This window comes from Mycetocola zhujimingii, assembly GCF_003065425.1.
Taxonomy (GTDB): Bacteria; Actinomycetota; Actinomycetes; order Actinomycetales; family Microbacteriaceae; genus Mycetocola_A; species Mycetocola_A zhujimingii.
In genome coordinates this window covers 1,276,661-1,302,773 of the sequence record NZ_CP026949.1, presented here as the reverse complement: position 1 = coordinate 1,302,773, position 26,113 = coordinate 1,276,661, and the positions used below count along the sequence as shown (strand labels likewise).

The following is a 26,113-nucleotide window of genomic DNA, read 5'->3' as shown; positions in this document are numbered from 1 at the left end:
CCGTGGGGCGCGCGCGAGGCGTGTTGCCGCGACGAAGGAGAGTCGATGTCGGGAATCCCGCGAACCTATCCGCACGGCGTGCCCTGTTGGGTCGACACAGAACAACCGGATCCAACAGTGGCGAGCGTGTTCTACGGCGAACTTTTCGGCTGGACGTTCACCAACGCCTTGCCGCCTGGAGCGCCGGCGCAATACCTGATCGCCCATCTGGCCGGCGACGACGTTGCGGCCATCGGCACCGGCACGGGAACCGCCGTGTGGAACACCTACATCGCAGTAACGGATGCTGACGCCACAGCGGACTCGGTGCTCGCGAACGGTGGCACAGTGCTGTCGGGCCCGGCCGATGTGGGGCCCGGTGGCCGCGCGGCCATCTGCGCAGACCCACAGGGCGCCGAGTTCCGCCTCTGGCAGCCCTATCGACGGCTGGGCGCCCAGGCGGTGAATACTCCCGGTTCCTGGAATTTCAGCGACCTGCGCACAACGGACCCTGACGCGGCATCCGCCTTTTACACGGGTGTGTTCGGCTGGACGTACGCGGACCTCGGCCCCGGGCTCGAAGCGATGATCAGTGTGCCGGGTTACGGCAACCACCTCGCCGCGACGGCAGACCCCGACATCTACGTCAGGCAGGCGGATGTTCCCGACGGGTTCGCCGACGTCATCGGAGCGTTGCAGCCGGCATCCGACTCTGAACGACCGCACTGGCGGGTGACATTCAGCGTGGACAACCGCGCCGAAAGCGTGGAGCTCGCCGAGAAGCTCGGTGCCACAGTGCTGGGGACATGGGAGTCCGAATGGGCCGCTCTCGCCACCATCCGTGACCCGCAAGGGGGTGAAGTGACCCTGAGCGAATTCCGCCCGCCGGACGCGTGAAGCGCTGAGCTTCTGTGAGACTGTGGGGCGTGTCCACAGAATCAGCGTCACGCACCACCGGCCGACGACGACATGTCCTTTTTGCCGCTGCAGCTGTCGGCGTAATCATCGCCGTGGTCGCTGCCCTGATTGCCGCCGGGGTGATCTGGCCGAACCGCGTCGCCGCCGCCGGGTATGAGACGCGCGGAGTTGACGTCTCGGTCTACCAGGGCGACATCGACTGGACGGTTCTCGGCAGCGAAGACATTGACTTCGCGATCATCAAGTCAACCGAGGGATCCGGTTCGCAGGATTCCCAGTTCGCCGCGAACTGGGCCGGCGCACAAGACACCGATCTCGTCGTCGGCGCCTACCACTTCATGAGCTTCGAGAGCGCGGGCGAAACGCAGGCTGAGAACGTGATCAACACGGTGCCAGCGGATCCCGGAACACTCCCGATCACGGTCGACCTCGAGTACTACGGCGACTTCCACGACAATCCGCCGACCAGGAGCCATGTAAAAAGCATTCTCGACCCGCTTCTCGCGGATCTCGAGGAGCACTACGGCATGCCGCCGATCATCTACGCGACGCAAAAGGCCTACGACAGGTACCTCCTCGACGCCTATCCGGACAACCCGATCTGGATCCGGTCGATCGCGAAAGAGCCGACCCTCCCCGACGATCGGGACTGGACCTTCTGGCAGTACTCCGACCGTGACCGCCTGCCCGGCTACGACGGCGAAGAGGAATTCATCGACATGAACGTCTTCGATGGGACCGTCGACGATCTCCGCGCGCTGACCCGCTGAGAGCGCGGATCCGCCTCCTCCTGCCGGTGGTGACCGGGCGGCATCCTGCCCCCTCTTTTGGCGTGCCACCCCCTGAGCGTCCAAACTGGTTACACACCCCGATTAATTGAGAAGAGTTTTTCCCCATGCCTGAACCCGTCGATTCTCGCGTCGCCGTCTATATCGACTTCGACAACATAGTGATCTCGCGGTACGACCAGGTGCACGGCCGCGGCCAGTTCATGCGCGATCGTGCCCGCGGCTTCAGCCCCGCAGACCGGCAGGCCGACCCGGAAGCAGCCGAGAAGCTCGCCCTGGCCACTGTCGACGTCGGCGCCATCATTGACTTCGCCTCGTCGTTCGGCACGCTCGTGCTGACGCGCGCGTACGCGGACTGGTCAGCCCCGGTCAACGCCGACTACCGCGGCCAGCTGGTCAACCGCGCCGTCGACCTGGTGCAGCTGTTCCCCGCCGCCGCATACGCGAAAAATGGTGCAGACATCCGTCTCGCGGTAGACACGGTCGAGGACATGTTCCGCCTTCCCGACCTCACGCACGTGATCATCGTCGCCGGTGACTCGGACTACATCCCCCTCGCCCAGCGCTGCAAGCGCCTCGGCCGGTACGTTGTCGGCATCGGCGTCGCCGGGTCGACAAGCCGCTCCCTCGCCGCCGCGTGTGACGAGTTCGCGACCTACGACGCGCTCCCCGGCATCAAGGCGCTCCCCGCGACGCCGGTCGTGGAGAAGAAGGCGCCCGAAACACCCGCGCCCGAGAAACGACCGTCACGGTCGAAGAAGACGCCAACGGATGCTGTCGCCGAAGAAACCCCGAAGGACGCCGTGCCCGCGACGGCCCTGGTCTTCTCCGGACCCGACATCGCTGCGGCACCGCCCCGGCGGCGCGCGTCGAGGCGAGCGGCCTCCCCCGACCCGATCGTCGAGGACGAGCCCGAGGACGAGCCGGACCCCCAGGAAGTCGCAACGGGCCTCCTCGAGCGTGCCCTGCGGCTCGGTCACGAGAAGGACGACGCCGACTGGCTGCACAGCTCAAACGTGAAGACCCAGATGAAGCGCATGGACCCGTCGTTCAGCGAGAAAGCCCTCGGCTACCGTTCGTTCTCCGATTTCGTGAAGTCGCGGGATTCCATCGCCGAGATCGATGAGTCGAACACGGCGAGGCTCGTCCGGCTCCTGCCCGCGCTCGCGGACAACTAGGCACCAGACGCGGACGAGCACCGGGGCGGGCGAACTCCGCACGAGAACCGCGGCCACTCTGGTGCGGTTTCCCGACGTCCAGTACCTTCGGGCCATGACATCCGAAACCATGCGCCACCGGCCGCGCCGGGGCATCGCGGACTGGCTCGACCCAGGACGCGCGTTCTGGCTGGGCATCGTGCTGATCCTCGTTGGCGTTTACGGCTCGTGGGCTCTCACTGTGGCCGGGGGCTCCCAGGGTGGTCAGGAACTCTGGGTGAGCTGGCCTGTGATGTCGCTCCTCGCACTGCTGGGCAGTTCCGTGGCTCTCGGCGCCGGGTTCCTCGTCGCCGCGGTCGTCGCACGAGGCGTCCCGGCGCCTGCGCACGTTTCCCTCGGCACAGAAGAAGGCACTCGTGACGAGCGGGACGAATCGCGCATCCCGCCCAGGCTGAGTCCGCGCGTCTCGGTCCTCCTCGGTCTTGTGTTGATCCTCATCGGGGTCGTCAACCAGAACGTCTACTTCATCCAGTTCGTGCCGGACAACCCGGGTGTCGAGAGAGATATCCTCTCGGTCGTGCTGCTGTTGGTACCGGCGCTCCCAGCGATCGGGTGTGCGCTGGTTCCCGGTGGGTGGCTTCTTGCCCGGTTCGCGGCGCTGAGCCGGTGAGAGAATGGCCGCTTGCTTGACGGATCCAGTGGTGCCGAAACGAGAGCGAGAACCCCATGTGTCGGTGGCTTGCGTATTCCGGTTCACCGGTGATGCTTGAAGACCTGCTCTACAAGCCGGCCAATTCCCTCATCGTTCAAAGTAAGCACTCGACGCTTGGCGTCGAATCCGTCAACGGTGATGGATTCGGCATCGGCTGGTACGGCCGAGGAGCCACACCCGGAATCGTTCACAGCATGGAGCCGGCGTGGAACGACCGCAACCTCCGGGAGTTGTCAGCACAGACAGCCACCGGTCGCTTTTTCGCGCACGTTCGCGCGTCAACAGGCACACCGATCCAGCAAACGAACTGTCATCCGTTCAGGCATGACAAGTGGTTGTGGATGCACAACGGTGCGATCGCGAACTTCCACTCGGTCAAGCGGGACCTGGTTATGGCTGTTGACCCGTCGCTGTATCCGGAGATCGAGGGGTCGACGGACTCCGAGGTGTTCTTCTTCCTCGCTCTCACCTTCGGCCTGGAACAGAATCCGCGGCTGGCCGTTGCCCGAGCGGTCAGCCTCATCGAGGAGACCGGTCGGCGCCACGGGATCCCGTTTCCGCTTCAGATGACCGTGGCCACGACCGACGGCAACACCACGTGGGCGTTTCGTTACTCCAGTGAGAGGTTGTCGCGGTCACTGTTTCGCAGCACAGAGATTTCCACTCTCCGCCACCAGTACCCCGACAACCCTGTGCTTCACGAACTGTCCGACGATGCTCGGCTCATCGTGTCAGAGCCCTTCGGGGACCTGCGCGGAGCGTGGCAGGAAATCCCTGAGTCGTCCTGTGTCACCGTGCAGGGTGGCGAGGCAGAAGTACACGATTTCGCGCCGACACCCGAGCGTCCCTGACTTACTTGCTGAGGATCTCGGCGAGGCGCCGGAGAGCGGGAAGGCTCGACTGGACCTGCTCGAGTTCCTCGGCGGAGAGTTGCGATGCGGCATTGCCAAGCGCATCAGACCACGCCGTCTCGAGGAGCGTCTTGATCCCGAGCGATTCCTCGGTCGGATACAGCGCGACGTACCGTTTGTCTGCGGGGTTGTGCTTGCGGATGATGAGGCCCCTGACGACGAGTTCCTTCAGCTGGGTACTCACGTTGCTGAGCTGTCGACCCAGTCGGGAGGCGAGATCGGCGACGGTGATTCCCGGATTGCTCTCGATGACCCGCACGATGTCGAAGGCGCCGTTGGACAGCGCCGAAACCCCGGTGCCCTCGTGCGACTTCCGCCGTACATCGGCGGAGATGTCCATGAGCGCAACGGCGAGCTCACGGGGGTCGAGGGTCGTGGCTTCAGCTGCGGCTGGGGCGTTTTCCATGGCTTCAGCCTAGGGTGCCCGCCGCCACTCTTTTGCCCGGGTGGTCGTCGCAGTGAGAGCCCGCTCCCCCGCTGCAGGAGCGGGAGAGCGGGCCGGTGTCATTTAGTTGCTCGTAGCGTCCTGGACTTCGCCGACGAGCTCCTCGATGATGTCCTCCAGGAAGAGCACTCCCGTGGTGTTTCCGTCGGCGTCGAAGACCCGGGCGACGTGTGCCCCGGTTCGGCGCATGGTCGCCAGCGCGTCTTCGAGTTCGCTTCCGCTGTAGGCGGAGGCGAGACGTCGAATCCGTTTGGCGGGAACAGGGCTGTCGAATGCCTCCGGCGAGGTGAGGTCCATCACGTCCTTGAGGTGCAGGTATCCGGTAGGTTCATGGACCCCGTTGGTGAGGATGTAGCGGGAGTAGCCGTATTCGGCCACTGCGAGACGGATGTCGGCTGGCGTCGCTGTGAGCGGAAGCTGAACCATCTCGCCGATGGGTACTTCCACGTCGGCGACCGTCTTGCCGGTGAACTCGAACGCTGCGTTCAGCGTGCCTGAAGCATCGACGAGTACGCCTTCACGGGTGGACTGCTCGACGATGTTGGCGACCTCGTCGAGGGTGAACGCGCTGGTGGCCTCATCCTTCGGCTCGACCTTGAACAGGCGCAGCACGCCGTTCGCCACGGTGTTGAGCGACCAGATCACCGGCTTGAAGATCTTCGCGACCAGGACGAGCGGCGGCGCAAGAAGAAGCGCGGCGCGGGTGGGCACCGAGAACGAGATGTTCTTCGGCACCATCTCGCCGATCACGACGTGGAGGAACGTGACGATGAGGAGGGCGACGATGAAGGCGATGATGCCGATTGCCTCGGCAGACAACGATGTGAACCCGAGCGGAATCTCCAGCAGGTGGTGGATCGCGGGTTCCGAGACGTTGAGGATCACGAGCGAGCAGACGGTGATGCCCAGCTGGCTCGTGGCGAGCATGAGAGTCGCGTGTTCCATGGCCCACAGCGTGGTCTTCGCTGCCTTGCTACCGGCTTCAGCCTTGGGCTCGATCTGCGAACGCCGCGCGGAGATGACCGCGAATTCGGCGCCGACGAAGAACGCGTTGACGACGAGCAGCACCACCAGCCAGATGATTCCGGGGAGGTACTCACTCATGTCCAAGCTCCTTGATCAGTGTGTCGACAATGTGGTCGTGGGGGTTTTCGGCGTCGGGGTCGGTCGGCGTGAAACGAAGCCGGTCCACGTGGGTTCCGTCGACCCGCTCGACACGCAGAATGCCACCGTCGATCGCCACTTCGTCGCCGAGCTCAGGAATCCGGTCGAGTTCGTCGCTGACGAAACCAGCGACGGTGTCATAGTCGCCGTCTTCCGGAACCGTGACGCCTGCCCGTTCGAGCAGCTCGTCCGGACGGAGTGAGGCATCGAACGTGATTGAGCGTCCCGTACGCACGATCCCGGTCCGTGCCCGGTCGTGCTCGTCTTCCAGTTCGCCGACGATTTCCTCGACAAGGTCTTCCAGCGTGACGATACCCGCGGTGCCGCCGTGCTCATCCGAGACGATCGCAACCTGCAGTCCCTGCTTGCGCAGCATCCCGAGGAGCGTGTCGACGCCCATAGACTCGGGCACCCGCAGCGGCGCACCCATGAGTTCGGCGGCCGTCGTCGATTCGCGCTGGGCGAGGTCGAGGGCAAAGGCCTGCTTGACGTGCAGCACACCCAGGATGTCGTCAGGGTCGCGACCGATCACAGGGAATCGGGAGAACCCCGTTGAGCTCGCACGACGGATGATGCTTGCGGCCGTCTCGTCGGCGCGTACGGACGTCATTCGAACCCGCGGCGTCATAACATCCGCCGCCGAACGATCCGAAAACCGAAGGGTCCGGTTCAACAGGGTGGCGTGATCCTGGTCAAGAACACCCTCGAGCGCTGACCGGCGCACGAGGGAGCTGAGTTCCTCGGCGCTGCGGGCACCTGACAACTCTTCCTTCGGCTCGATACCGAAGGACCGGATGATCGCGTTGGCTGTGTTGTTGAACAGCGCGATCACCGGCCGGAACACAGCGGTGAAGAGCGTCTGGAAAGGAACGACGAACCTGGCCGTCGCGAGCGGGAGGGCGAGTGCAAAGTTCTTGGGGACGAGCTCGCCGATAATCATCGAGAAGATGGTCGCGAGCACGATGCCAACGACCGACCCGATTCCGGGCACGAGTCCTTCGGGGATGCCAATACCAAGAAGCGGGCCGCGCAGAAGCGAACTGATCGCCGGTTCAAAGGTGTATCCCGTAAGCAGCGTCGTGAGCGTGATGCCCAGCTGCGCACCGGACAGGTGCGTCGAGGTGATCCGAAGCGCCTTGATTGTCGGTGCGAGGCGCTTCTCGCCCCGGGCCTGTCGAGCTTCGAGGTCGTTTCGGTCCAGGTTCACCAGAGCGAACTCGGAGGCGACGAACATTCCGGTTCCGGCGGTCAGCAGAAGGCCGACGCCAAGCATTATCCACTCATACATATCGCAGCCCCCTCCGATCCGTCGCTAGAACGTTGTCGAGAGAGGGCGCAGGTCTGTGAGAGGGAGGGTCATCCATGATGTTTAACAGGATACCGGGGCGTCGCCGGGAAGAAGCCGAGAGGGATGAGCAATGACGTACACGCATCGCTGCGGCAGGGACATCGCCGTCGCACGCGTCCTACCGACGAACTGTGGCATTCTGGCCCGATGCATCCTGTCTTCCCCGCCCCACTCCAGCACGGCGACCTCATCGGGGTCACGGCGCCGTCGAGCGGTGTCGGTGAGAGAGAACGACGGCGGCTGGAGTTCGCAATCGAGTGGCTCCGCGACAAGGGCTTCCGGGTCGAGGTCGGCGAGTGCATGGATGGAACCGGGCATATCAGCGCACCGGCATCCGCTCGCGCTGCCGAGTTGATGCGGATGTTGCTCGACCCCGCGATTCGCGCGGTCATCCCGCCGTGGGGAGGCGAGACGGCGATCGACCTGTTGCCCCTGCTCGACTTCGACGCGCTGGCCGGGGCGGAGCCGACCTGGTTCGTGGGGTATTCAGACGTGTCGACGCTCCTCACGCCCCTCACCCTTCGCTCAGGCTGGGCGACGATCCACGGCCCCAACCTCATGGACACCCCGTACGAGCTTCCCGAGACCCTCGCGAGCTGGCTCGACATCGTGATGGCGCCACGTGGAACGGTGATCCGTCAGTCCCCCGCGAACCTGCACCGCGCGAACGACCACGACGACTGGTCCGTACAGCCAGATGTGACCACGCACAACTGGACGGGCACGGGCACCTGGCGCCGCCTCGACGCCGGGCTCGAACCGGTGGATGCCGTCGGCCGGCTGATCGGCGGATGTATCGAAACACTCGCGAACGTCGTGGGCACACCGTTCGGTTCGCCGACGCTTCTCCGGGGCGGCTCCGGGCAGGAGCCGACCCTCGTCTACCTCGAGGCAGCCGAGGACAACGCGTTCGACATCTGCAGGAACCTGCACGGAATGCGCCTTGCGGGGTTCTTCGACGGAGCATCCGCAATTCTCATCGGTCGCACGGCGGCACCGGACATGGATTCGCTCAGCCAGGATGAGGCGGTCGTCGATGCTCTGGGCTCGCTCGGTGTGCCTATTGTTGCCGACATCGAGTGTGGCCACGTCCCGCCCCAGATGAGTCTGGTGAACGGTGCCATGGCCAGGGTCGTGCACAGCGACGCGGAGAGCTACCTGGAGCAGCGCATCGGCTGAGCCTGCGGTCAGTCCTGTCGTGCTGCGGTGGACTCGACGACAGAACCCTCACCCGGCACACCCGAGTCGCGCGACCGAAACCCGGAAGTGCGGTGCGACTGCTCGCTGAAGTCGCGAAACAGGATGGGGATGCCGCGAGCCACGGAAAGGTCGGCACTGTCCATGGCCTGGACGTGCAGATGGGGCTGGGTGGAGTTGCCGGAGTTGCCGCACTCGGCAAGCTGGTGCCCCACGGTCACCCGATCGCCGACGTCGACCCGGAACGAGTGCCGCTTCAGATGCACGAGGCCGACATATGCGTCGCGGTCGTCGAGACGGAGGATGACGTGGTTGCCGGCGATCGCTGCGACTCCCTGCTGAAGCCTGTCGCGCTGGCCGAGCAGGTACGGCACGAGCGTGAGTGGCGAACGGCGAGCCTCGTGGTCGGGCTCTCCGTCGTGACGGGCAACCACTGTGCCATCGCACGGAGCGAGGATCGGCCGCCCGAACGAGAAGAACATCTCCGGTGGCTCGGTACCAACGAGGGCTCCCCAGCCGGAATGCTCCGCGGTGCGGCGACGAGCGTCGACACCGACAAAGTCGATCGCGTATCTCTCCCCGAGCAGGTCGGTCCCGTGGCTCGGTACTCGCCGAGCCGGGCTGTTCTGGACCAGCCACAATCCGTGGAAAGGGAGGGCGAGGGTGATGGGTTCCGCATCGGCTCCGGGCTGCGCTGCCGTCATCGGTGCAGTCTACGACGGCATCCGCGTGCGGTCGCCCCCCTCAGCATCGAGCGCTACACATCCATCGCTGCGCTACAGAAGCTTGTGCAGCGCGAGCATGGATGTGCAGCGCTCGGCGGTCGGGCGCCGCCGATCAGCCTGACGCGACTACTGCCTGAGCGCCGCTACGGTGCGCTCCGTCAGGTCAGGCGCTCCGACAGGTGAACGGTGACCTGGTCCCTCAGCTCTTTGCCGAGCTTCTTCCGCAGCTTCGCGCTGACCGAGAGCATGTGCCCACCCGAACCGGTGGGCATCAGCCCGGCCGTGACCGGCTCATCGTCGACGGTGCCGACCACTTTCACCGCCTTGGCCGTGCCGAACAACTCGACAGAGCCGGGAACCTCGATGCACGACCAAAGATCGCCTTTCACATCGACCCCGATCGGCGCGGTGAACGTGACATCGATAGGACCGGCACTCGTGCTCACGGGGCGTGCTCCTCTTCCTCGGTGGCTGCTCGCTCTCTCGCCCGAAGTGTACCGAGCACCGGAACCGACGGCCACCCCGAACCAGCCGCACGCCCGGGCCGGGGTGCGAGCGACCCGTCATCGCGCGCTCCAGTTCCATGCCTGCGCTACAGAAGCTTGTGCAGCGCGGGCGTGGATGTGCAGCGCTCGGCGCCCGCGCAGCAGGTCGCGGTCCGCTACGTTGGCATCATGGCAGACCAGAACAACCAGCCCCGCATCGCCTGCGTCACCGGGGTCGGGCGCAGAAACGGAATCGCACGGGCGGTCGCACTTCGCCTGGCACACGACGGGTTCGATATCGCGTTCAATTACTGGGCACCATACGAAGAGCGGATGTCGCTGGGCGGTTCGCCGGCCGATCCAGCCGACATCGCTGATGAGCTCCGCGCGACAGGCAGGCGCGTGCTTCCGATCGAGGCCGACCTCGCGCATCCCAGCGGCCCCGCCTCCGTGATCGAGCGGGCAACTGCCGAGCTCGGACCGGTCTCCACCCTCGTACTCGCGCACTCCGAGTCGGTGGATTCAGGCATCCTGGATACGACAATCGAGAGCTTCGACCGCCACTTTGCGGTGAACACCCGCGCGGCGTGGCTTCTCATCCGTGCGCTCGCGGAACAGATCCCACACGGTGGCGGGTCGATCATCGCTCTCACCAGTGACCACGTCGTCGACAACATGCCGTACGGCGCGAGCAAGGGCGCGCTCGACCGGATCGTCATCGCGGCTGCCCGCGAACTGGGCGGGCTCGGCATCTCGTCGAACGTGCTCAACCCCGGCCCCGTCGACACCGGCTGGATGAACGACGAGATCCGTGCGTCAGCGATCGACCGCCAGCCGACCGGCCGACTCGGCACACCCGACGACATCGCCGGCGTCGTGAGTTTCCTGGCGTCGCCTGAGGGACGCTGGGTGTCCGGTCAGCTGATCAAGGCCGACGGTGGTTTTTCGGTCTGAGCTCAGACCGACGTGCTCTCGCCGAGCAACGGCAGGGCCCGCACACTCTCGAACCGACGCAGCGTCCCATCGATCGGATCGGTGAACCTCAGCTCGCTCGCGAGCAACTGCAGCGGATTCGCAAAATCATCCACCGATACGTCCCGAACGATCGGGTAGAGCGGATCGCCGCTGATCGGGATACCGAGGCTCAGCATGTGCATCCGAAGCTGGTGGGTGCGACCGGTTCGGGGCGTGAGGCGGTACACGGCTCGCGCATCATCGAGTGCCGTCTCGAGTTCGATGAGCGACTCCGAGTTTGCGGGCAGGTCGGCGACGGTCTCCGCCTGCATGTTGCCGCGGCGTTTGATCAGGTGACTGGTCACCGTTGTGGGCAGTTCCAGATCAGCCCGCACCGGCGCGAGTGCGCGATAGACCTTGCCAACCTCGCCCCGCTGGAACATGGTTTGGTACGGCGCCCGCCAGCGCTTCTCGGTGGCGAGGATGAGCAGACCGGATGTCACCCGGTCCAGCCGGTGCAGCGGTGACAATTCCGGCAGGTCGAGTTCCGCGCGAAGCCGCACCACAACACTCTGTTGCACGTGCCTGCCGCGCGGAATCGTCGCGAGAAACGGCGGTTTGTCGATGACCACGATCCGCTCGTCGCGGTGAACGATGTGGATATCTCCCGGTACGGATGGTTCGTCCCGCATATCCCGGTGAAACCACACAAACGTATGCGGCTGATATTGATCGCTCCCCGCAACGGCGACACCCGACTCGTAGACAAACCGTCCATCGGCGAGAAACGCATCGACGTCGATGAACTCGGAGAGCCGCGCGTCAAGCCACGCGCCCATCGTCGACCACGGATCGGCCCGCGTTCGATCGAGGTCGGCGGTGCGCATCCACGCCGGATCGAGCCCGTGGCGCTGCGGGAGTGGTGAGCGTGGGGGCATCCACCGATGGTAACCGGCATCCGCTGTGGGTTCGTGACACGATTCGGGCCCCCGGGCACGGTTTCACGCGCCCACAGCGATAGCATCAGTGACGAAGCGCGCGCTTCACCGATATCGAGGAGAACTGTGTCAGATCCAGGTCAGCACTCGCGACGCCAGCGTCCGCGTATGGTTCGGTCACTCGTGGCGTTGTGCATCGCTGTTCCCTCGCTCGTCACCGGGCTGTCGATTCCGGCGAACGCCGTCGATGCTGTCCAGGCCTCCGCACCAACTGTCGTTGTGACCGCGACCGACGATTCGCAGCTCAACGCCGGTCCGGAGAGCAGCGGTGGCAACTACATGCACAGCGCAGACGCAGCGTGGGTCCGTCCCGTCGCCGGAAAAATCACATCGTGGTACGGACCGCGTCCCGTGATCTGCACAGCGGGCGGGTGCTCAAGCACGTTCCACGACGGAATCGACTTCGGCTCCGCGTGCGGCACGTCGATCAAAGCGATCTCGCCGGGCCGGGTGGTCGAGGCGCGGAACGCTGGCGCTTTCGGCGAGCGGGTAACCATCGACCACGGCAGCGGGCTGGAGTCGGTCTACGGTCACATGCAGACGGGTTCGTTTACCGTGAAGGCCGGACAGCTCGTCCAGGCTGGCACGATCATCGGGAAGGTGGGCATGACCGGCGTGGCCACCGGCTGCCACCTGGACCTCAAGATCCGCACAGGGGCATACACCGACCCGACCCCGTTCCTCACCTTCCGGGGGATATCGCTGTAGAGCGCACCCGGCCGCCGCGGGTCACGTCATCCAGCACCGAGGTCATCACTTCCGGACGAGTGCAACAGTTGCGCCGGATGTTCTCGACCGGAACTGATGTTCTCGTGCGAGAGCGCCCGGCCGCGCGCCCAAGGGTCATACGATTGAGCCCATGCACAGCTCACTGCCGAGAAGCACTCCCGCAGCCCACTCCGTTGACGCACGAGGGATAGCATCCTTCATCTCGGCGCTCGAGTCCGCCCCCGACATCGAACCGCACAGTCTCATGGTGCTGCGCGACGGCCACGTTCTCGCCGAAGGCTGGTGGACCCCGTACACGGCGGACCGCCCGCACCTGCTCTACTCGCTCAGCAAGAGCTTCACGTCGACCGCGGTTGGATTTGCCGTCGAGGAGGGCCTGCTGAGCATCGACGACACAGTTCTCAGTCATTTTCCCGAGCTCGACGCAGAGATCACCGATCCCCGCAGCCGTTCGATGCGCATCAGGCACATCCTCGCGATGGCGAGCGGGCACCGCGAAGAAACCCTGGATCGCGCCCTCGCCATCGACCCGGTCAACATCGTGCGCGGATTCCTGCTGCTCCCGCCCGACGAGGAGCCGGGCTCGGTGTTCGCGTACAACCAGCCGTGCACGTACACCGCCGGCCTCATCGTGCAGCGCGCCACAGGACAGTCGCTCACCGAGTACCTCAGGCCCCGCCTCTTCGATCCGCTCGGAATCGACGACACAGGCTGGATCACGGATGCCGCCGGCCACGAACTGGGGTTCAGCGGCTTCCACGCACAGACCGAAGCCATCGCGTCCCTCGGCCAGCTCTACCTGCAGCGCGGCGAGTGGAACGGAGCACAGCTGATACCCGGGGAATGGGTGGATGAAGCGACGAGGGCGCACGTGTCCAACGGCTCCAACCCGGCCTCAGACTGGGAGCAGGGCTACGGCTTCCAGTTCTGGATGGCGCGCCACGGCTACCGCGGAGACGGCGCGTACGGACAGTTCTGCGTGGTTCTGCCCGAGCACGGGGTCGTTCTCGCGATGACCGGCCAGAGCACCGACATGCAGGGCGTCCTCGATCTGGCGTGGACTCACCTGCTGCCCGCGATCGGACAGCCCGCCGAGGAACGCGGGAGCGAGAAAGCGGATGCCGCGCTCGCCGAACAGCTGGCGTCACTCGCTATCGCCCCGGTCGAACGAGGTTCGAGCGACCAGCGGATCGACGGCGGCACCTTCACGCCCATGCTTCCCGAAACCGCTTACCCCGGACTCACGCATCTGCTCATCGAGCCCGGCGCCACCGACAGCGAGCTGCGCCTCGTTTTTGTCGAGCGTGACGGTCGACTCGAGGTTCCGGCGGGCTTTGGTGCCTGGATCACGCACGATGCGACCTCCGCCAGTGCCGGTTGGCAGCCGGGTGGCAGCATCCTGGCCGTCGACGTCATTTTCCTCGACACCCCGCACCGGCTGCACGTCGTTCTGGATGTGGCGGCATCCTCGTTCACAACACGGTGGGAGACCGCCCCACTGCACTTCTCGCCGCTCGCGTCGATGCGCAAACCCCCGGTCGCCGTGACGACCGACGGAGGCTGAGGCGCGACTCACAGCCGCCGCTCCAATTCCTCGAACAGCGCGCTCCCGGATGCCTCACGCGCAACATCCGCGCCAAGTCTCTTCGCGGCCTCACCGTAGGACGGTGTGTTGAGAACGTCATCGAGAGCCCGGGCGATTCGTGGAGCGGACGCGCGGCGTGACAGCGCGATTCCGGCCCCTCGCGTTGTGACACGGACGGCGTTGTCGGCCTGGTCCCTGCCGTGGGAGAGAACGATGAGCGGCACTCCCGCAGCGAGAGCTTTGATCACCGTCCCGTGACCGCCATGCGTGATGACGACGTCAGCGTCACGCAGGACCTCCTGGTGGGGTGCTGATTCGATCACCGTGACATTGGGCTCGGCAGCAATGTCGTCTGGACGCACAGCGGGGCCTGTCGTGACGAGTCCGCGCACGGGCCGCATCCCCATCGCATCGACAATTCGCTGCATGCTCCCGACGTGGTTCTGGAACGTTGACGACATCGCAACGAGCACGAGCGGATCGTCCCCGGCTGGCGGAGCCCATGATTCGCCCGCGGCCCAGCCCGGATCATCCAGAATCGGTCCGACATAGCGCGCTTTGGCCGGAAGCCGTCCCGGGAAATCAAATGACCGCGACGTCAGGAGAAGGTGGCGCTGTGCCCGGCGCATTTGATCCCATGCCGTCGTTACCGGGCTCAGCCCGTATTCAGCACGGAGCGCGTTGGTCCCGGCCAGGGCGTACCTGTCGAAGAGCCGGACGCCCGCGGCAGAGAAGACCCTGTCGCGTGTGCGGCCGAGAGGCCCGTGAGAAGGCGTGAGCCCCGCTCCGAACGGCGGCATTCCCTCGGCCGGGAAGGGATAGACGTTGGGAACGAGCAGATCGAACGGGATGCCGCGGGCCTCCGCAGCGACCATCGCACCGACCGCGAAAGCGGATGCAACGACGAGGTTGGGCTGGAGTGAATCGATCGCCGCCACGGTATCGATGGCCTGCGCCGGCGCGGGCCCGATCATCATGTGGTCGGCCATGGCTCGGGCGAGTCCCAGCGGTGAGAGGTCCCAGTCCCGAAAGACACCGGATGGGGCTGACGCTCGGGGCAGGAAGTCGGCGCCGGTGCTCTGCACCTGATCCGCGATCGATTCGCCCGCGAGCACCGTGACACTGTGCCCCCTGTCGACGAGCCGGCGAACAACCCCGAGCTCCGGTGGAACCGTGCCGCCGGCGTCGATGAGCGCGAACAGATAACGACGAGGATGCGCACCCCGTGCGGACTTTTGCGGTGCCTCACCACCGGTCATGCCTGCCATGCTAGGCACCCCGCACCGACCGGGCAACGGGGTCCCGCCCGAGCGGACTGCCAGAAACAGGGCACAGCGCTCGAACAATTCACGCCGGTCGTACGCGGCGCCGAGCCAGTGGTGTAGTCTCGCCAGTGACATACCGGCTGGTCGGTTGGTACCCGGTCGCACCGGCATCCCGACGCCACAGGCAGAGAACTCAAAGGAGAGCGAATGCAGAGATTCGAGGGCCGGGTTGCCCTGATCACCGGCGGCAGCCGCGGAATCGGCCTGGCTATCGCCCACCGACTTGTCGCGGAGGGCGCACACGTCGTCATCACAGGTCGGAAGCAGGATGCTCTCGACGCGGCCGTCGCCGAACTGGGCGAACGCGCTTCGGCTGTTCAGGGCAAAGCGGATGACGCCGACCACAGGGCCGCAACGCTTGCGCACGTGCTGGATCGCCACGGTCGGCTCGATCACCTGGTCAACAACGCCGGCATCAACCCCGCGTACGGACCGGTTCTCGAGATCGAGCCGTCGATCATCCGCAAAATCCTCGACGTCAACGTGATCGCCGCCCTCGAGTGGACCCGCGACGCGGTCGCCGCCGGACTCAGCCGGTCGGTGGTCAACCTGGCGTCGATCTCGGCACTGGCAGCGAGCCCGGGAATCGCGTTCTACGGCGTCTCCAAGGCCGCGCTCATCAACCTGACGACGCAGCTCGCTTTTGAACTCGCGCCGGACATCCGGGTCAATGCGGTAGCACCGGCGGTCATCAAGACGGACTTTGCACGTGCGCTCTACGAGGGCAGGGAGGCAGCCGTCGCCGAGGAGTATCCACTCGGCCGGCTCGGCGAACCGGAGGACGTCGCGGGTCCTGTAGCGTTCCTGCTCTCGGAGGACGCCGCCTGGATCACCGGACAATGCGTTGTCATCGACGGCGGCGGCAGCATCCGCCCGGTTGGCTGACCATGACGAGAGAACTGACGAAGGAAAGACGGATGAGAGAAACCACAGTCGTAGACGACATCACCCGAGCGGCGGTCGAGCTTTTCGCCGCGAACGGGTACGCCAACACGTCGGTACAGCAGGTCGTCGACAAGGCTGGTGTGACCAAGGGTGCGATGTACCACTACTTCCAGTCCAAGGACGATCTCCTCTTCGCCATCTATGAGCGCATTCTCACCGAACAGAAGGCAAACCTCGACGCGATCGTCGAGCGCGGCGGCCCCGTCGCCGACGTGCTGCGCGCGGCCTGCATCGACGTGATTGAGACCTCGATCGACTTCCTGCCCGAGGGCACCGTCTTCTTCCGCAGCATGCACATGCTTTCCCAGCCACGCCAGCACGAGGTCACCCGCCGCCGGCGCGCGTACAACGACGTGTTCAGCACGCTCATCGAAACCGGGCAGAACGAGGGTATCTACCGCACAGACATTCCGCGCCCTGTGCTCATCGCCCATTTCTTCAGTGACGTGCACTATCTGTCGCACTGGTACTCCCCCGAGGGCCCCGAAGACAAAACCCTCCTGGCCCAGCAGCTCACGGATCTCTACCTCGTCAGCATTGCGGCGAACAATGCCTGACACTGAGCTCATGCGGGCGTGGAGAGTCGTCCGCCACGGAGAACCGGCAGAGGTCCTCGAACTCCACGACGTTCCGATCCCGCAACCGGGCGCGGGCGAGGTCCTGATTCGCACGCGCGCCGTCGCCGTGAACTTCCCGGACGTCCTTCTCGCTCGAGGCGAATACCAGGTGCGTCCCGAAATCCCGTTCAGCCCTGGCATTGAGCTGTGCGGTGAGATCGTGGGCATCGGTGAAACAACGGATGCCGATGGCGGCGCGTCGTTCGCGATCGGCGACCGGGTCGTTGGCACCGGCATCGGAGTGCTCACTGAGTACGCGGTGCTCCCCGTGGGCGCCGTACACCTCGCCCCCGCCAGCCTCAGCGATGAGCAGGCCGCCGGCCTCATGATCGCCTACCAGACCGCGTGGTTCGCCCTGCATCGCCGTGCGGCGATCCATCCTGGCGAGACCCTTCTCGTTCACGCTGCAGCAGGTGGCGTCGGAAGCGCCGCGGTTCAGCTCGGCGTCGCTGCAGGGGCGAGGGTCATCGGGGTTGTCGGCAGCGCAGCCAAAGCGGAGTCCGCGCGCGCTGCCGGTGCCGAGACCGTCATCGTGCGAGCCGACGAGGACTTTGTCGCCAGAGTGAACGAGATCACCGGCGGCCGCGGCGCCGACGTCGTGTTCGACCCTGTCGGCGGCGAGAGCTTTGAACGCTCGACCAAGTGCATCGCTTTCGAGGGACGCATCGTCGTCGTTGGCTTTGCGAGCGGCGCGGTCCCCGAGGTCAAGGCCAACCATGCCCTCGTCAAGAACTATGGGGTGCTCGGCCTGCACTGGGCGCTGTACTCCCAGCGTCGGCCCGAGCTTGTTCGGCAGGCCCATACCGCGCTGACAGAACTCGCCGAGTCGGGCGCCATCTCGCCGCTCATCGGCGGCGTCGTGGAGCTCGACCACGCACCGGCGGCGATTCAGGAGCTGGCCGGCGGGCAGACCGTCGGGCGCCTCATCATCCGTTTCGACTGACATCATCCGTTTCGACTGACCACATCCGTCGACTGAACACCGACACAGGGAGCTTTCCGTGACCAACCTCGAAGGGCGGGTAGCCGTTGTGACGGGCGGCGCCCGCGGACTGGGTGCCGCGTACACGCGCGCACTTCACGCGGCAGGCGCGCGCGTAGTGATTGCCGACCTGCTCCACGACGAAGGCACCGCGCTGGCGACCGAGCTCGGCGATGGCGCGGTCTTCGAACACCTCGATGTGACGAGCGAAGACGACTGGTCCAGGGTGGTCGACTCCGCAATCGCGGCGTTCGGGTCACTCGACGTCCTCGTCAACAATGCCGGCATCGCGAACGCGGCGCCGATCGAGCACTACACGACGGCCAAGTGGGATGCCGTCATCGCGGTCAATCTCACCGGAGTGTTTCTCGGCTGTCGCGCGGTGGTGCCGGCGATGAAGCGCCAGGCATCCGGATCCATCATCAATATCTCCTCGGTCGAAGGGCTGCGGGGCAGCCCTGGCCTGCACGGCTACACCGCCTCGAAGTTCGGCGTGCGCGGACTCACGAAGTCGCTCGCCGTCGAACTCGGTCCGGCGGGCATCCGCGTCAACTCGGTGCACCCCGGCCTCATCCTCACCGACATGACGACGCGCATCGACCCGGAGGCGCTGTCCATTCCGCTCGGCCGCCCGGCGCTGCCCGAGGACGTGGCAGGCACCATCGTCTTTCTCGCGAGTGATGCGTCCGCCTACACGACGGGCGCCGAGTTTGTCGTCGACGGCGGCATGACCACCGCCATCGCCCACCGCTAGCCGACCGACGCAGACGGCATCCACCCCTGTGGATGCCGCCCGGATGCTCTCGCCAAAGTTTCCATACCGGCTAGTCGGTATCTGTTGTAGAGTGACCTCATCCCGACACGAAGAGGTGCCGATGTCCACGCAACACCCTGTCCGATCGAGCGACTCACGCGACGCCGATCCACGCCTGCAGATCGCCGAACTTACCGTGCGGTTCGGCGGCCTGACCGCCCTCGATGCCGTGTCGTTCGAGGTGGGAGCCGGGGAGACCGTCGCGCTCATCGGGCCGAACGGTGCCGGCAAGACCACGGTCTTCAACGCGGTGTGCGGGCTGGTCAAACCGTCGGCGGGAAGCGTGAGGATCGACGGGGTGCCTGCACCGGCGTCGCCGACCGGCCTCATTCGCCACGGCGTCGCTCGCACCCTCCAGGGACTCGGACTGTTCGGCGGCATGAGCGTGCTCGAGAACGTGCTCGTTCCTCTGGCGGCGCCGGGCAGGTCAGGCCGACCTGCTGGCCCCGGGCGAACAGACGCCGACGCCGCGACGGTCGCCACCGAGACCCTGCGTGACCTCGGCCTCGACGCCGAGGCGCATCGGCCGGTCGACTCGCTGCCATACCCGGAGCGGAAGCGCGTGGCACTGGCCCGCGCCCTCGTCACCCAACCGACCCTCCTGCTCCTCGACGAGCCGGCGGGCGGGCTTGGCGCCGGCGATATCGCCGATCTCTCTGCCATCGTGCGCCGGGTCGCGGCGACGGGATGCTCGGTCCTGCTCGTCGAACACCACATGGACTTCGTGATGGCTCTCGCCGACCGGGTCGCGGTTCTCGACTTCGGTCGGGTCATCGCCTGCGGAACCCCCGGTGAGGTGCAGGCCGACCCGCGCGTCGAGGAGGCCTACCTGGGCGTTGAGGTCGCATCGTGACCGCGCTGCTCGAGATCGACGCACTGTGCGCGGGCTACGGCGAAACACCGGTGCTCCGTGAGGTCAGCTTCAGCGTGCAGACCGGCGGCATCGTCGCCCTTCTCGGAGCGAATGGAGCGGGCAAGACCACCCTGCTGCGGTCGATCGCGGGTCTCATCTCCCCCACGTCTGGCAGCATCCGTTTCGACGGCGTCGACCTCGCTCCGGTCGGCGTCGAGGACCGGGTTCGGCGGGGGCTTGCCCAGGTGCCCGAGGGACGGAGCATCGTGGCCGAGCTCACTGTCGACGAGAACCTCCGCCTCGGTGGCCTGTGGCGGTTTTCTCCCCGCGAACTCGTCGGGGCGGTCGACGAGATCTATGCCATGTTCGAACCGCTCGCCCAGCGCCGCAACAGTTCGGGCCACCAGCTCTCCGGTGGAGAACGCCAGATGCTCGCGCTCGGCAGGGCCATCATCGCGAGGCCAAAGCTGCTCGTGCTCGACGAGCCATCGCTCGGGCTCGCGCCGCGGGTGGTCGCGCAGATCATGACCGTGTTGCGGCGGCTTCGCGACACGACGGGGCTCACCGTGCTGCTCGCCGAGCAAAACGTGGTGAGCGCCCTCTCCATCGCCGACCACGGTGTCGTGCTTGGCCTCGGCACACTCGTCGCCGACCGACCGTCCGCCGAACTCACCTCCGACGACGCCCTCCGACACGCCTACCTGGGGTTCTGATGGATCAACTCATCTTCCTGCTCGCCACGGGCCTCGCGCGGGGCGCGATCTTCGCCCTGTTCGCGCTCTCGCTCGTGCTCATCTGGCGCGCGGCACGCATCGTCAACTTCGCGCAGGGGGCCATGGCCCTCGTCGCCACCTACGTCGCCTTTGCCGTGACGGGCCTCACCGGCTCGTACTTCGCCGGGCTGGGTGCGGCGATCCTCGCGGGGCTCCTGGTCGGCTTCGCCGTTGAACGCGGCGTCATGCGTTTCGCTCCAGCGGGCCAGCCGCTCGCCGGCGTCATCATCGCCATCGGACTCGTCATGGTGCTGCAATCAGCCCTCGGCATCCTGTTCGGCCAGCAATACCGGCCGATGGATGCCCCGTTCGACGAAAGCCCCATCCTGATCGGCGGTGTTGCCATTCTGTCGCCGTACGACCTGTTCGTCCTCATCGTCGCCGTGGTCGTGATGTCGCTGCTTGGCCTGCTCTTCACGCGGACCTCGCTTGGCCTGCAGCTGCGGGCATCCGCGTTCGCCCCGGAGGTATCCCGGCTGCTCGGAGTCCGGGTCTCGCGCATGCTCACCCTCGGCTGGATGCTCTCCTCGGCGGTGAGTGCCCTCGCGGCACTGCTGCTCGTACCGACCGAACTCGGGTTGAACCCGCACTCCACGGACATGCTGTTCGTATACGCGTTCACTGTCGCTGTCGTCGGCGGCCTCGATTCGCCGGTTGGTGCGCTTCTCGGCGGTCTTGCGGTCGGCATCCTGATCACGCTCGTCACCGGTTTTCTCGGCTCGACAGTCGCGCCGATCGCGGTACTCGCGCTCCTGGTCTGCGTGCTGCTCGTGCGCCCCGGCGGCGTCTTCTCAACGGGCAAGGTGAGGGTCGCATGAACCGGATAATGACTTCTCTCACCGGCACACCACGCGTGATCGCGGGAGGCGTGGCGCTGACGGTGCTCGCCATCGCCTGCACGTTCCTGCTCGACCCGTACCGGAACTACCAGCTGGCGCTCGTCGCTGCGTACCTCTGTGCCACCGCCGGGCTCACCCTGCTCATCGGCCTGACCGGGCAGCTGTCGCTCGGCCACGCCGCGCTGATGGCGGCCGGAGGGTACGGGTACGCCCTCACCGCGAACGCGCTGACGGATGCCGGTGTCGAGGGTCTCCCCCGGTTCATTTTGGGGCTGATCGCAGGCGTTGTTGCCGCTGGCGTCATCGGCCTGCTGCTCGGACTCGCTGCGGCGCGGCTGCACGGCCCGTACCTCGCCGGCGTCACGCTCGCGCTCGTCATTGCCCTGCCCGCCTTCACCAGCGTCTTCGTCGGGGTCTTCCGCGGCGACCAGGGAGTGCAAATCGCTTACGACGGGGTTCCCGAAGCGCTGTCGGCCCTCATCGCCGTCGAGCAGTGGCAGGCCTGGGTGGCTATCCTCGTCGCGGGCATCACGCTCACACTTCTCACGCTGGTGAGAAACGGTAAAGCAGGGCTACGGATGCGTGCGGTGCGGGACGACGAAGTGGCAGCTCGTCTCAGCGGCATCCCCGCGGGCCGGGTGAAGGTGCACGCCTTCCTCGTGAGCGCACTCGGCGCCGGCGCCGGCGGAGCCGTGTTGTGCTTCGTCACCCAGTCGGTCAGCCCCGGCGCATACACGCTGGCGTTTTCGCTCCTGCTCGTGGTCGCCGTTGTCGTCGGTGGCCTGGGCAGCATCCTTGGCGCAGCCATCGGTTCCGCCCTCATCGTTCTGCTGCCGTGGCTCGTGCAGACGGGTACCGGGGCGCTGTCGCTGCCCGGGGAACTCCAGCAGCGGCTCTCCGGCAACCTCCCGGTCCTCGTCTTCGGTGCCCTGCTCATCGTCGTGACCGCCGTCTGGCCGGGAGGCATCCGCGGGGCGCTCCGTGGGCGGAAGGCATCCGGAACCGCGGCATCCGGAACCACCGGACACAGCCCGAGTGAACCCATCTCCACCGAACCCCTCACCACAGAACCCCTCACCATCCAACCCGTCTCCACCGAATCAGAGAGGTGACCCATGTCACATCGAAGCGCTCCACCACGCAGTGCCATTACCGTCGCAGCGGCATCCGTCATGCTCATTGCGCTGAGCGGATGCAGCACCCCGGCGCCGGCGGGCGAGGCCGCCAGCACGCCGGGGATCACCGAAGAAACGGTGACCATCGGCACCCACCACCCGCTCACCGGGCCAGCCGCCGCGGGGTACGCCTCGATTTCCGCGGCGACGACCGCGTACTTCGAGTACCTCAATGAGCAGGGCGGAATCCACGGCCGCACCATCGAGTACGTCGTCAAGGATGACGGCTACAACCCGTCGAACACCCAGAACGTCGTGCGTGAACTCGTCGAGGAGGACGAGGTCTTCGCCGTGGTGAACGGGCTGGGCACACCGACGCACACCTCGGTGCTCGACTACCTCAACCAGAAGAAGGTGCCGGATCTGTTCGTCGCCTCGGGATCCACGAGCTGGAACCAGCCCGAGAAGTACCCTTACACCTTCGCGTACAACGTCGACTACGTCGCGGAGGGCGAAGCGCTCGCTCAGTATGCCGAGGACGAGTTCCCCGGCAAGAGCGTCTGTGTACTGGGACAGGACGATGACTTCGGCACGGAGTTCACGACCGGGCTTCAGAACGTCCTCGGCGCTGATGGACTCGCGAGCGTTCAGACGTACTCGGTGTCCAACCAGGATGTCGTCGCGCAGATCAGCGCCATGAAGGCGGCGGGCTGCGAGATCAACATGCTCGCGACGGTCAATGGCTTCACCGCCCTCGCGGTCGGCACAGCGGCGAAGCTCGGCTACGCACCGCAGTGGTTCTCGTCCTCCTCCGGCGGCGACTACCCGACCCTCGTCACCTTCCTCGGCGCTGACCTTGCCCCGAAGCTGCTGCAGGGATTCGTCAGCACCAACTACCTGCCCTTCGGCCAGGACGACGAGTGGCGTGCGCTGTTCGAGGAGATCAACACCGAGTACAACGATGACGCTCCGTTCGACGGCAACACCGTCTACGGCATGAGTGTCGCCTACCTCTTCGCCGAGGCACTCGCAGCAGCAGGCGAAGACCCCACCAGGGAGAGCCTGATCGAGGCCATCAGCTCGGGCGACCTCGAGGGGAACGGCGTCGTGCCGCTGTCGTTCGGCGACGACAGCCACGCGGCCTTCATGGGCGTCGGCATCACGACCGTCGACGGCGGCGTCCAGGACTTCGTCGGTTCCACCTACGTGAGTGACGGCAAGGGGAAGGTCTCGAAGGACGACGTCGAACCCGTGTCGCTGAGCAACGAGGGCGTGCCTGAGGACTAAGCCGCAACAGAGAGAACGGATGCCGCGGACCTGCTGGTCCGCGGCCTCCGCTTGTCTGCGGGGGCGTCCGCCGCCGCCCCGGCGTTCGTCTGTCACAAATGGCGGTCAAGCCCGCGTATAAGCGCACTTTGTGACAGACGAAGCACCGCCGCACGCACGACCAGCGACGACGACCGCCCGTCCGCCGCTCAACTGTCACAAATGGCGGTTAAACCCGCGGCATAAGCGCACTTTGTGACAGACGAAAGGATGCCACCGCCCGCATCCGGGACGAACGAACCCCTCCCGGCACTCAACTGTCACAAACGGCGGTCAAACCCGCGCATAAGCGCACTTTGTGACAGACGAACGGATGCCACCGCCCGCATCCGGGACGAACGAACCCCGCCCGGCACTCAACTGTCACAAACGGCGGTTAAACCCGCGCCATAAGCGCACTTTGTGACAGACGAACGGATGCCGCAGACCTGGAGGGTCCGCGGCATCCGCTTGCCTGTGGGGGCATGCGTCACCGCCCGGCCGCCGCTCAACTGTCACAAATGGCGGTTAAACCCGCGCCATAAGCGCACTTTGTGACAGACGAACGGATGCCGCAGACCTACAGCGTCCGCGGCATCCGCTTGTCTGTGGGGCATGCGCCGGCCCGGCGCTCAACTGTCACAAATGGCGGTTAAACCCGCGCCATAAGCGCACTTTGTGACAGACGAACGGATGCCGCAGACCTGGAGGGTTCGCGGCATCCGCTTGTCTGTGGGGGCACGCGTCACCGCCCGGGGCTCAGCTGTCACAAACGGCGGTTAACCCCGTGCATAAGCGCACTTTGCGACAGACGAACGGATGCCGCCGCGGCCCGGATCAGCTCTGCAGCACGGTGAACTGGTCGACAAGGTGCCGCTTCAGCACCTTGCCGCTGCCGCCGAGGGGCAGGGCGTCGACGAGGTGCACCACCCGGGGGTACTTGTACGCCGCGATGCGCTCCTTGCAGAACGCGATGAGCTCATCGGAGTCGAGTTCCCGCCCGTCGAGCGCGACCACAGCGGCGTGCACCTCCTGGCCGTGCGTGTCGTGGGCGAGCCCGAACACCGCGGCCATCGCAACATCCGGATGACGGGACAGAACAGCCTCCACCTCCGTCGGATACACGTTGTATCCGTTGCGCACGATCATGTCCTTCTTGCGGTCGACGATCGTGACGATCCCGTCCTCGTACGTGCCGAGGTCGCCCGTGCGGAACCAGCCGTCGACGACCGCCTCCGCCGAGGCATCCGCTCGACCGAGGTACCCCTTGAAGAGGTTGTGGCCGCGCACGACGATCTCGCCGAGATCTCCGGCCTGCGCAAACTCGATGCGCCCCTCGACCTCGGCCTCGGCGATCGCGATGTCGACGCCCCAGAGTGCTCGGCCGACGGTGCCGGGGCGAATCGGCTCGTACACACTGTTGAACGACACGGTCGGCGCCGTCTCGGTGAGGCCGTAACCCTCGTGCACCTCGGCACCGTACGCCTGCTGAAAGGCCTCGAGCACCGCAACCGGCAGGGCTGCCCCGCCCGATACCGCGTAGCGGAGCGGCGGGCGCTCCCCCGTGCGGGACGCGGCCTGGATCATGCCGACGAACATCGTCGGCACCGCGGTGAACACCGTCGCCTGGTGCGCGACGAGCAGCGCGAGGGCCTCGTCCGGGTCGAACCGCGGCAACAGGATGATCGATGCCCCACGACGGAAGGCGATGTTCATGACGGCGGTCTGCCCGAAGGTGTGGAAGAGCGGCAGCCCACCGAAGATCACATCGTCGGTGCGCATATCGAAGGAGTCGATAAGTGAACAGTGCACCTGCTCGACGACAGCGAGGTGAGAACCCACGGCTCCCTTGGGCGTCCCGGTGGTCCCGCTCGTGTAGAGGATCGTTGCCGCTTCGAGCGGGTTCATCGAGACGAGTCGTTCGATCGGTTCGGATGCCGCAGCTTCGGCCTCGAGACGCGGCACGGCAGGCCCGCCTGCCTCGGGCGGTGGGGCGAGCACCGTGACGAGGGGCACCCCGGCAGACTCAGCAGCCGGGATCGCTTCGGCGAGCAGCGGCGCTGCGGCAACGAGCACGTCAGCCCCGCTGTCCTTCAGCACAAACGCGATCTCCTCGGCTTTGAAGAGGAGGTGGATCGGGACGACGATCGCGCCGAGCGACAGCGCCGCGTAGTACACCCGCGGAAAGTCGGGCACGTTCGGAACGAGCATCGCGACCCGGTCGCCGCGTCCGATGCCGCGGTCCCGAAGGGCGCCGGCGTAGGCACGCGCCTCGTCCCACAGCTGCCCGTAGCTAATGGTGTTGCCGTAGAAATGAATGGCGGGGCTGTCGGGTCTCCGGTTCGCGGTTTCAGAGAGGATGCTCGCGACCGAGAGCGTGCCGAAGCCCTCGCCGTCGATGGCCAGGTCTGGGTGGTGTGCCATGGGGATCTCCTTTGATCACAGGGGTG

At 66.0% G+C, this 26,113-nt stretch carries 26 protein-coding genes; 18 read left to right on the top strand and 8 right to left on the bottom strand.

Features of this window, described 5'->3' with window-relative positions:
- Window positions 1–45 precede the first annotated feature (45 nt).
- The 5 genes from C3E77_RS06145 to C3E77_RS06125 all read left to right on the top strand — a co-directional run bounded on the left by C3E77_RS06145 (window position 46) and on the right by C3E77_RS06125 (window position 4,405).
- Entirely contained in the window at window positions 46–876 is an 831-nt protein-coding gene (locus tag C3E77_RS06145; protein WP_108390821.1) for a VOC family protein, read from the top strand.
- A 29-nt stretch (window positions 877–905) separates the two neighbouring features.
- The gene (locus C3E77_RS06140; RefSeq protein ID WP_108390820.1) at window positions 906–1,667 is read left to right on the top strand and encodes a GH25 family lysozyme; all 762 of its coding nucleotides are present in this window, start codon (window positions 906–908) and stop codon (window positions 1,665–1,667) included.
- Window positions 1,668–1,792: 125 nt separating this feature from the next.
- Window positions 1,793–2,863 carry an NYN domain-containing protein gene (locus tag C3E77_RS06135; protein WP_108390819.1) on the top strand — a complete coding sequence of 357 codons (1,071 nt, stop codon included), beginning with the start codon at window positions 1,793–1,795 and terminating at the stop codon, window positions 2,861–2,863.
- A 94-nt stretch (window positions 2,864–2,957) separates the two neighbouring features.
- Window positions 2,958–3,512, top strand: coding sequence for a hypothetical protein (locus C3E77_RS06130; RefSeq protein ID WP_146188115.1), 555 nt, complete (start codon window positions 2,958–2,960; stop codon window positions 3,510–3,512).
- A gap of 56 nt (window positions 3,513–3,568) precedes the next feature.
- Window positions 3,569–4,405, top strand: coding sequence for a class II glutamine amidotransferase (locus C3E77_RS06125; protein ID WP_108390817.1), 837 nt, complete (start codon window positions 3,569–3,571; stop codon window positions 4,403–4,405).
- Between the two features lies 1 nt (window position 4,406).
- Here the strand turns inward: C3E77_RS06125 and C3E77_RS06120 are convergent, their stop codons facing one another.
- From C3E77_RS06120 to C3E77_RS06110, 3 genes are all read right to left on the bottom strand, one after another.
- Window positions 4,407–4,871 (bottom strand): MarR family winged helix-turn-helix transcriptional regulator, encoded by a 465-nt coding sequence (locus C3E77_RS06120; RefSeq protein WP_108390816.1) that lies wholly within the window; start codon window positions 4,869–4,871, stop codon window positions 4,407–4,409.
- Between the two features lie 102 nt (window positions 4,872–4,973).
- Window positions 4,974–6,014 (bottom strand): hemolysin family protein, encoded by a 1,041-nt coding sequence (locus C3E77_RS06115; RefSeq protein ID WP_108390815.1) that lies wholly within the window; start codon window positions 6,012–6,014, stop codon window positions 4,974–4,976.
- On the bottom strand, window positions 6,007–7,362 hold the full coding sequence (locus C3E77_RS06110) for a hemolysin family protein (RefSeq protein WP_108390814.1): 1,356 nt from the start codon (window positions 7,360–7,362) through the stop codon (window positions 6,007–6,009). Before C3E77_RS06110 ends, C3E77_RS06115 begins: the two co-directional genes overlap by 8 nt.
- Before the next feature lie 207 nt (window positions 7,363–7,569).
- Between C3E77_RS06110 and C3E77_RS06105 the strand changes: the two genes are divergently transcribed.
- The gene (locus C3E77_RS06105) at window positions 7,570–8,601 is read left to right on the top strand and encodes a S66 family peptidase (RefSeq protein WP_108390813.1); all 1,032 of its coding nucleotides are present in this window, start codon (window positions 7,570–7,572) and stop codon (window positions 8,599–8,601) included.
- 8 nt (window positions 8,602–8,609) lie between these two features.
- Here C3E77_RS06105 and C3E77_RS06100 read toward each other — a convergent pair whose 3' ends face one another.
- Both C3E77_RS06100 and C3E77_RS06095 read right to left on the bottom strand, forming a co-directional pair.
- Window positions 8,610–9,323 (bottom strand): M23 family metallopeptidase, encoded by a 714-nt coding sequence (locus tag C3E77_RS06100; protein ID WP_108390812.1) that lies wholly within the window; start codon window positions 9,321–9,323, stop codon window positions 8,610–8,612.
- A gap of 179 nt (window positions 9,324–9,502) precedes the next feature.
- On the bottom strand, window positions 9,503–9,790 hold the full coding sequence (locus tag C3E77_RS06095; RefSeq protein WP_108390811.1) for a DUF1905 domain-containing protein: 288 nt from the start codon (window positions 9,788–9,790) through the stop codon (window positions 9,503–9,505).
- A 228-nt stretch (window positions 9,791–10,018) separates the two neighbouring features.
- On the opposite strand from C3E77_RS06095, the gene C3E77_RS06090 reads away from it, so the two are divergent.
- Window positions 10,019–10,783, top strand: coding sequence for an SDR family oxidoreductase (locus C3E77_RS06090; protein ID WP_108393124.1), 765 nt, complete (start codon window positions 10,019–10,021; stop codon window positions 10,781–10,783).
- 2 nt (window positions 10,784–10,785) lie between these two features.
- Here the strand turns inward: C3E77_RS06090 and C3E77_RS06085 are convergent, their stop codons facing one another.
- Window positions 10,786–11,721, bottom strand: coding sequence for a pseudouridine synthase (locus C3E77_RS06085; protein ID WP_108390810.1), 936 nt, complete (start codon window positions 11,719–11,721; stop codon window positions 10,786–10,788).
- 168 nt (window positions 11,722–11,889) lie between these two features.
- Between C3E77_RS06085 and C3E77_RS06080 the strand changes: the two genes are divergently transcribed.
- Both C3E77_RS06080 and C3E77_RS06075 read left to right on the top strand, forming a co-directional pair.
- The gene (locus C3E77_RS06080; RefSeq protein WP_158270300.1) at window positions 11,890–12,489 is read left to right on the top strand and encodes a M23 family metallopeptidase; all 600 of its coding nucleotides are present in this window, start codon (window positions 11,890–11,892) and stop codon (window positions 12,487–12,489) included.
- Window positions 12,490–12,640: 151 nt separating this feature from the next.
- Window positions 12,641–14,074 carry a serine hydrolase domain-containing protein gene (locus tag C3E77_RS06075; RefSeq protein ID WP_108390808.1) on the top strand — a complete coding sequence of 478 codons (1,434 nt, stop codon included), beginning with the start codon at window positions 12,641–12,643 and terminating at the stop codon, window positions 14,072–14,074.
- Between the two features lie 8 nt (window positions 14,075–14,082).
- On the opposite strand, the gene C3E77_RS06070 is transcribed toward C3E77_RS06075, so the two are convergent.
- On the bottom strand, window positions 14,083–15,354 hold the full coding sequence (locus C3E77_RS06070) for a glycosyltransferase (protein ID WP_108390807.1): 1,272 nt from the start codon (window positions 15,352–15,354) through the stop codon (window positions 14,083–14,085).
- A gap of 213 nt (window positions 15,355–15,567) precedes the next feature.
- Between C3E77_RS06070 and C3E77_RS06065 the strand changes: the two genes are divergently transcribed.
- The 9 genes from C3E77_RS06065 to C3E77_RS06025 all read left to right on the top strand — a co-directional run bounded on the left by C3E77_RS06065 (window position 15,568) and on the right by C3E77_RS06025 (window position 23,645).
- A complete protein-coding gene (locus C3E77_RS06065) occupies window positions 15,568–16,305 on the top strand; it encodes an SDR family oxidoreductase (protein WP_108390806.1) in 738 nt (245 codons plus the stop codon).
- A 32-nt stretch (window positions 16,306–16,337) separates the two neighbouring features.
- On the top strand, window positions 16,338–16,922 hold the full coding sequence (locus C3E77_RS06060; protein WP_108390805.1) for a TetR/AcrR family transcriptional regulator: 585 nt from the start codon (window positions 16,338–16,340) through the stop codon (window positions 16,920–16,922).
- Window positions 16,915–17,925: an NADPH:quinone oxidoreductase family protein gene (locus C3E77_RS06055; protein ID WP_234031317.1), complete on the top strand. Its 1,011-nt coding sequence runs from the start codon at window positions 16,915–16,917 to the stop codon at window positions 17,923–17,925. Before C3E77_RS06060 ends, C3E77_RS06055 begins: the two co-directional genes overlap by 8 nt.
- Before the next feature lie 58 nt (window positions 17,926–17,983).
- Window positions 17,984–18,718, top strand: a complete 735-nt coding sequence (locus C3E77_RS06050; protein ID WP_108390804.1) for a glucose 1-dehydrogenase — start codon at window positions 17,984–17,986, stop codon at window positions 18,716–18,718.
- Window positions 18,719–18,839: 121 nt separating this feature from the next.
- The gene (locus C3E77_RS06045) at window positions 18,840–19,631 is read left to right on the top strand and encodes an ABC transporter ATP-binding protein (protein ID WP_108390803.1); all 792 of its coding nucleotides are present in this window, start codon (window positions 18,840–18,842) and stop codon (window positions 19,629–19,631) included.
- Window positions 19,628–20,344, top strand: a complete 717-nt coding sequence (locus C3E77_RS06040; RefSeq protein ID WP_108390802.1) for an ABC transporter ATP-binding protein — start codon at window positions 19,628–19,630, stop codon at window positions 20,342–20,344. Before C3E77_RS06045 ends, C3E77_RS06040 begins: the two co-directional genes overlap by 4 nt.
- Window positions 20,344–21,222, top strand: a complete 879-nt coding sequence (locus C3E77_RS06035) for a branched-chain amino acid ABC transporter permease (protein WP_108390801.1) — start codon at window positions 20,344–20,346, stop codon at window positions 21,220–21,222. Before C3E77_RS06040 ends, C3E77_RS06035 begins: the two co-directional genes overlap by 1 nt.
- Window positions 21,223–21,230: 8 nt before the next feature.
- Complete coding sequence (locus C3E77_RS06030; RefSeq protein ID WP_234031316.1) at window positions 21,231–22,355, top strand: branched-chain amino acid ABC transporter permease; 1,125 nt, start codon at window positions 21,231–21,233, stop codon at window positions 22,353–22,355.
- Window positions 22,356–22,358: 3 nt separating this feature from the next.
- Window positions 22,359–23,645: an ABC transporter substrate-binding protein gene (locus tag C3E77_RS06025; protein ID WP_108390799.1), complete on the top strand. Its 1,287-nt coding sequence runs from the start codon at window positions 22,359–22,361 to the stop codon at window positions 23,643–23,645.
- Between the two features lie 855 nt (window positions 23,646–24,500).
- Here C3E77_RS06025 and C3E77_RS06020 read toward each other — a convergent pair.
- The gene (locus C3E77_RS06020) at window positions 24,501–26,087 is read right to left on the bottom strand and encodes an AMP-binding protein (protein ID WP_108390798.1); all 1,587 of its coding nucleotides are present in this window, start codon (window positions 26,085–26,087) and stop codon (window positions 24,501–24,503) included.
- Between the last annotated feature and the right edge of the window lie 26 nt (window positions 26,088–26,113).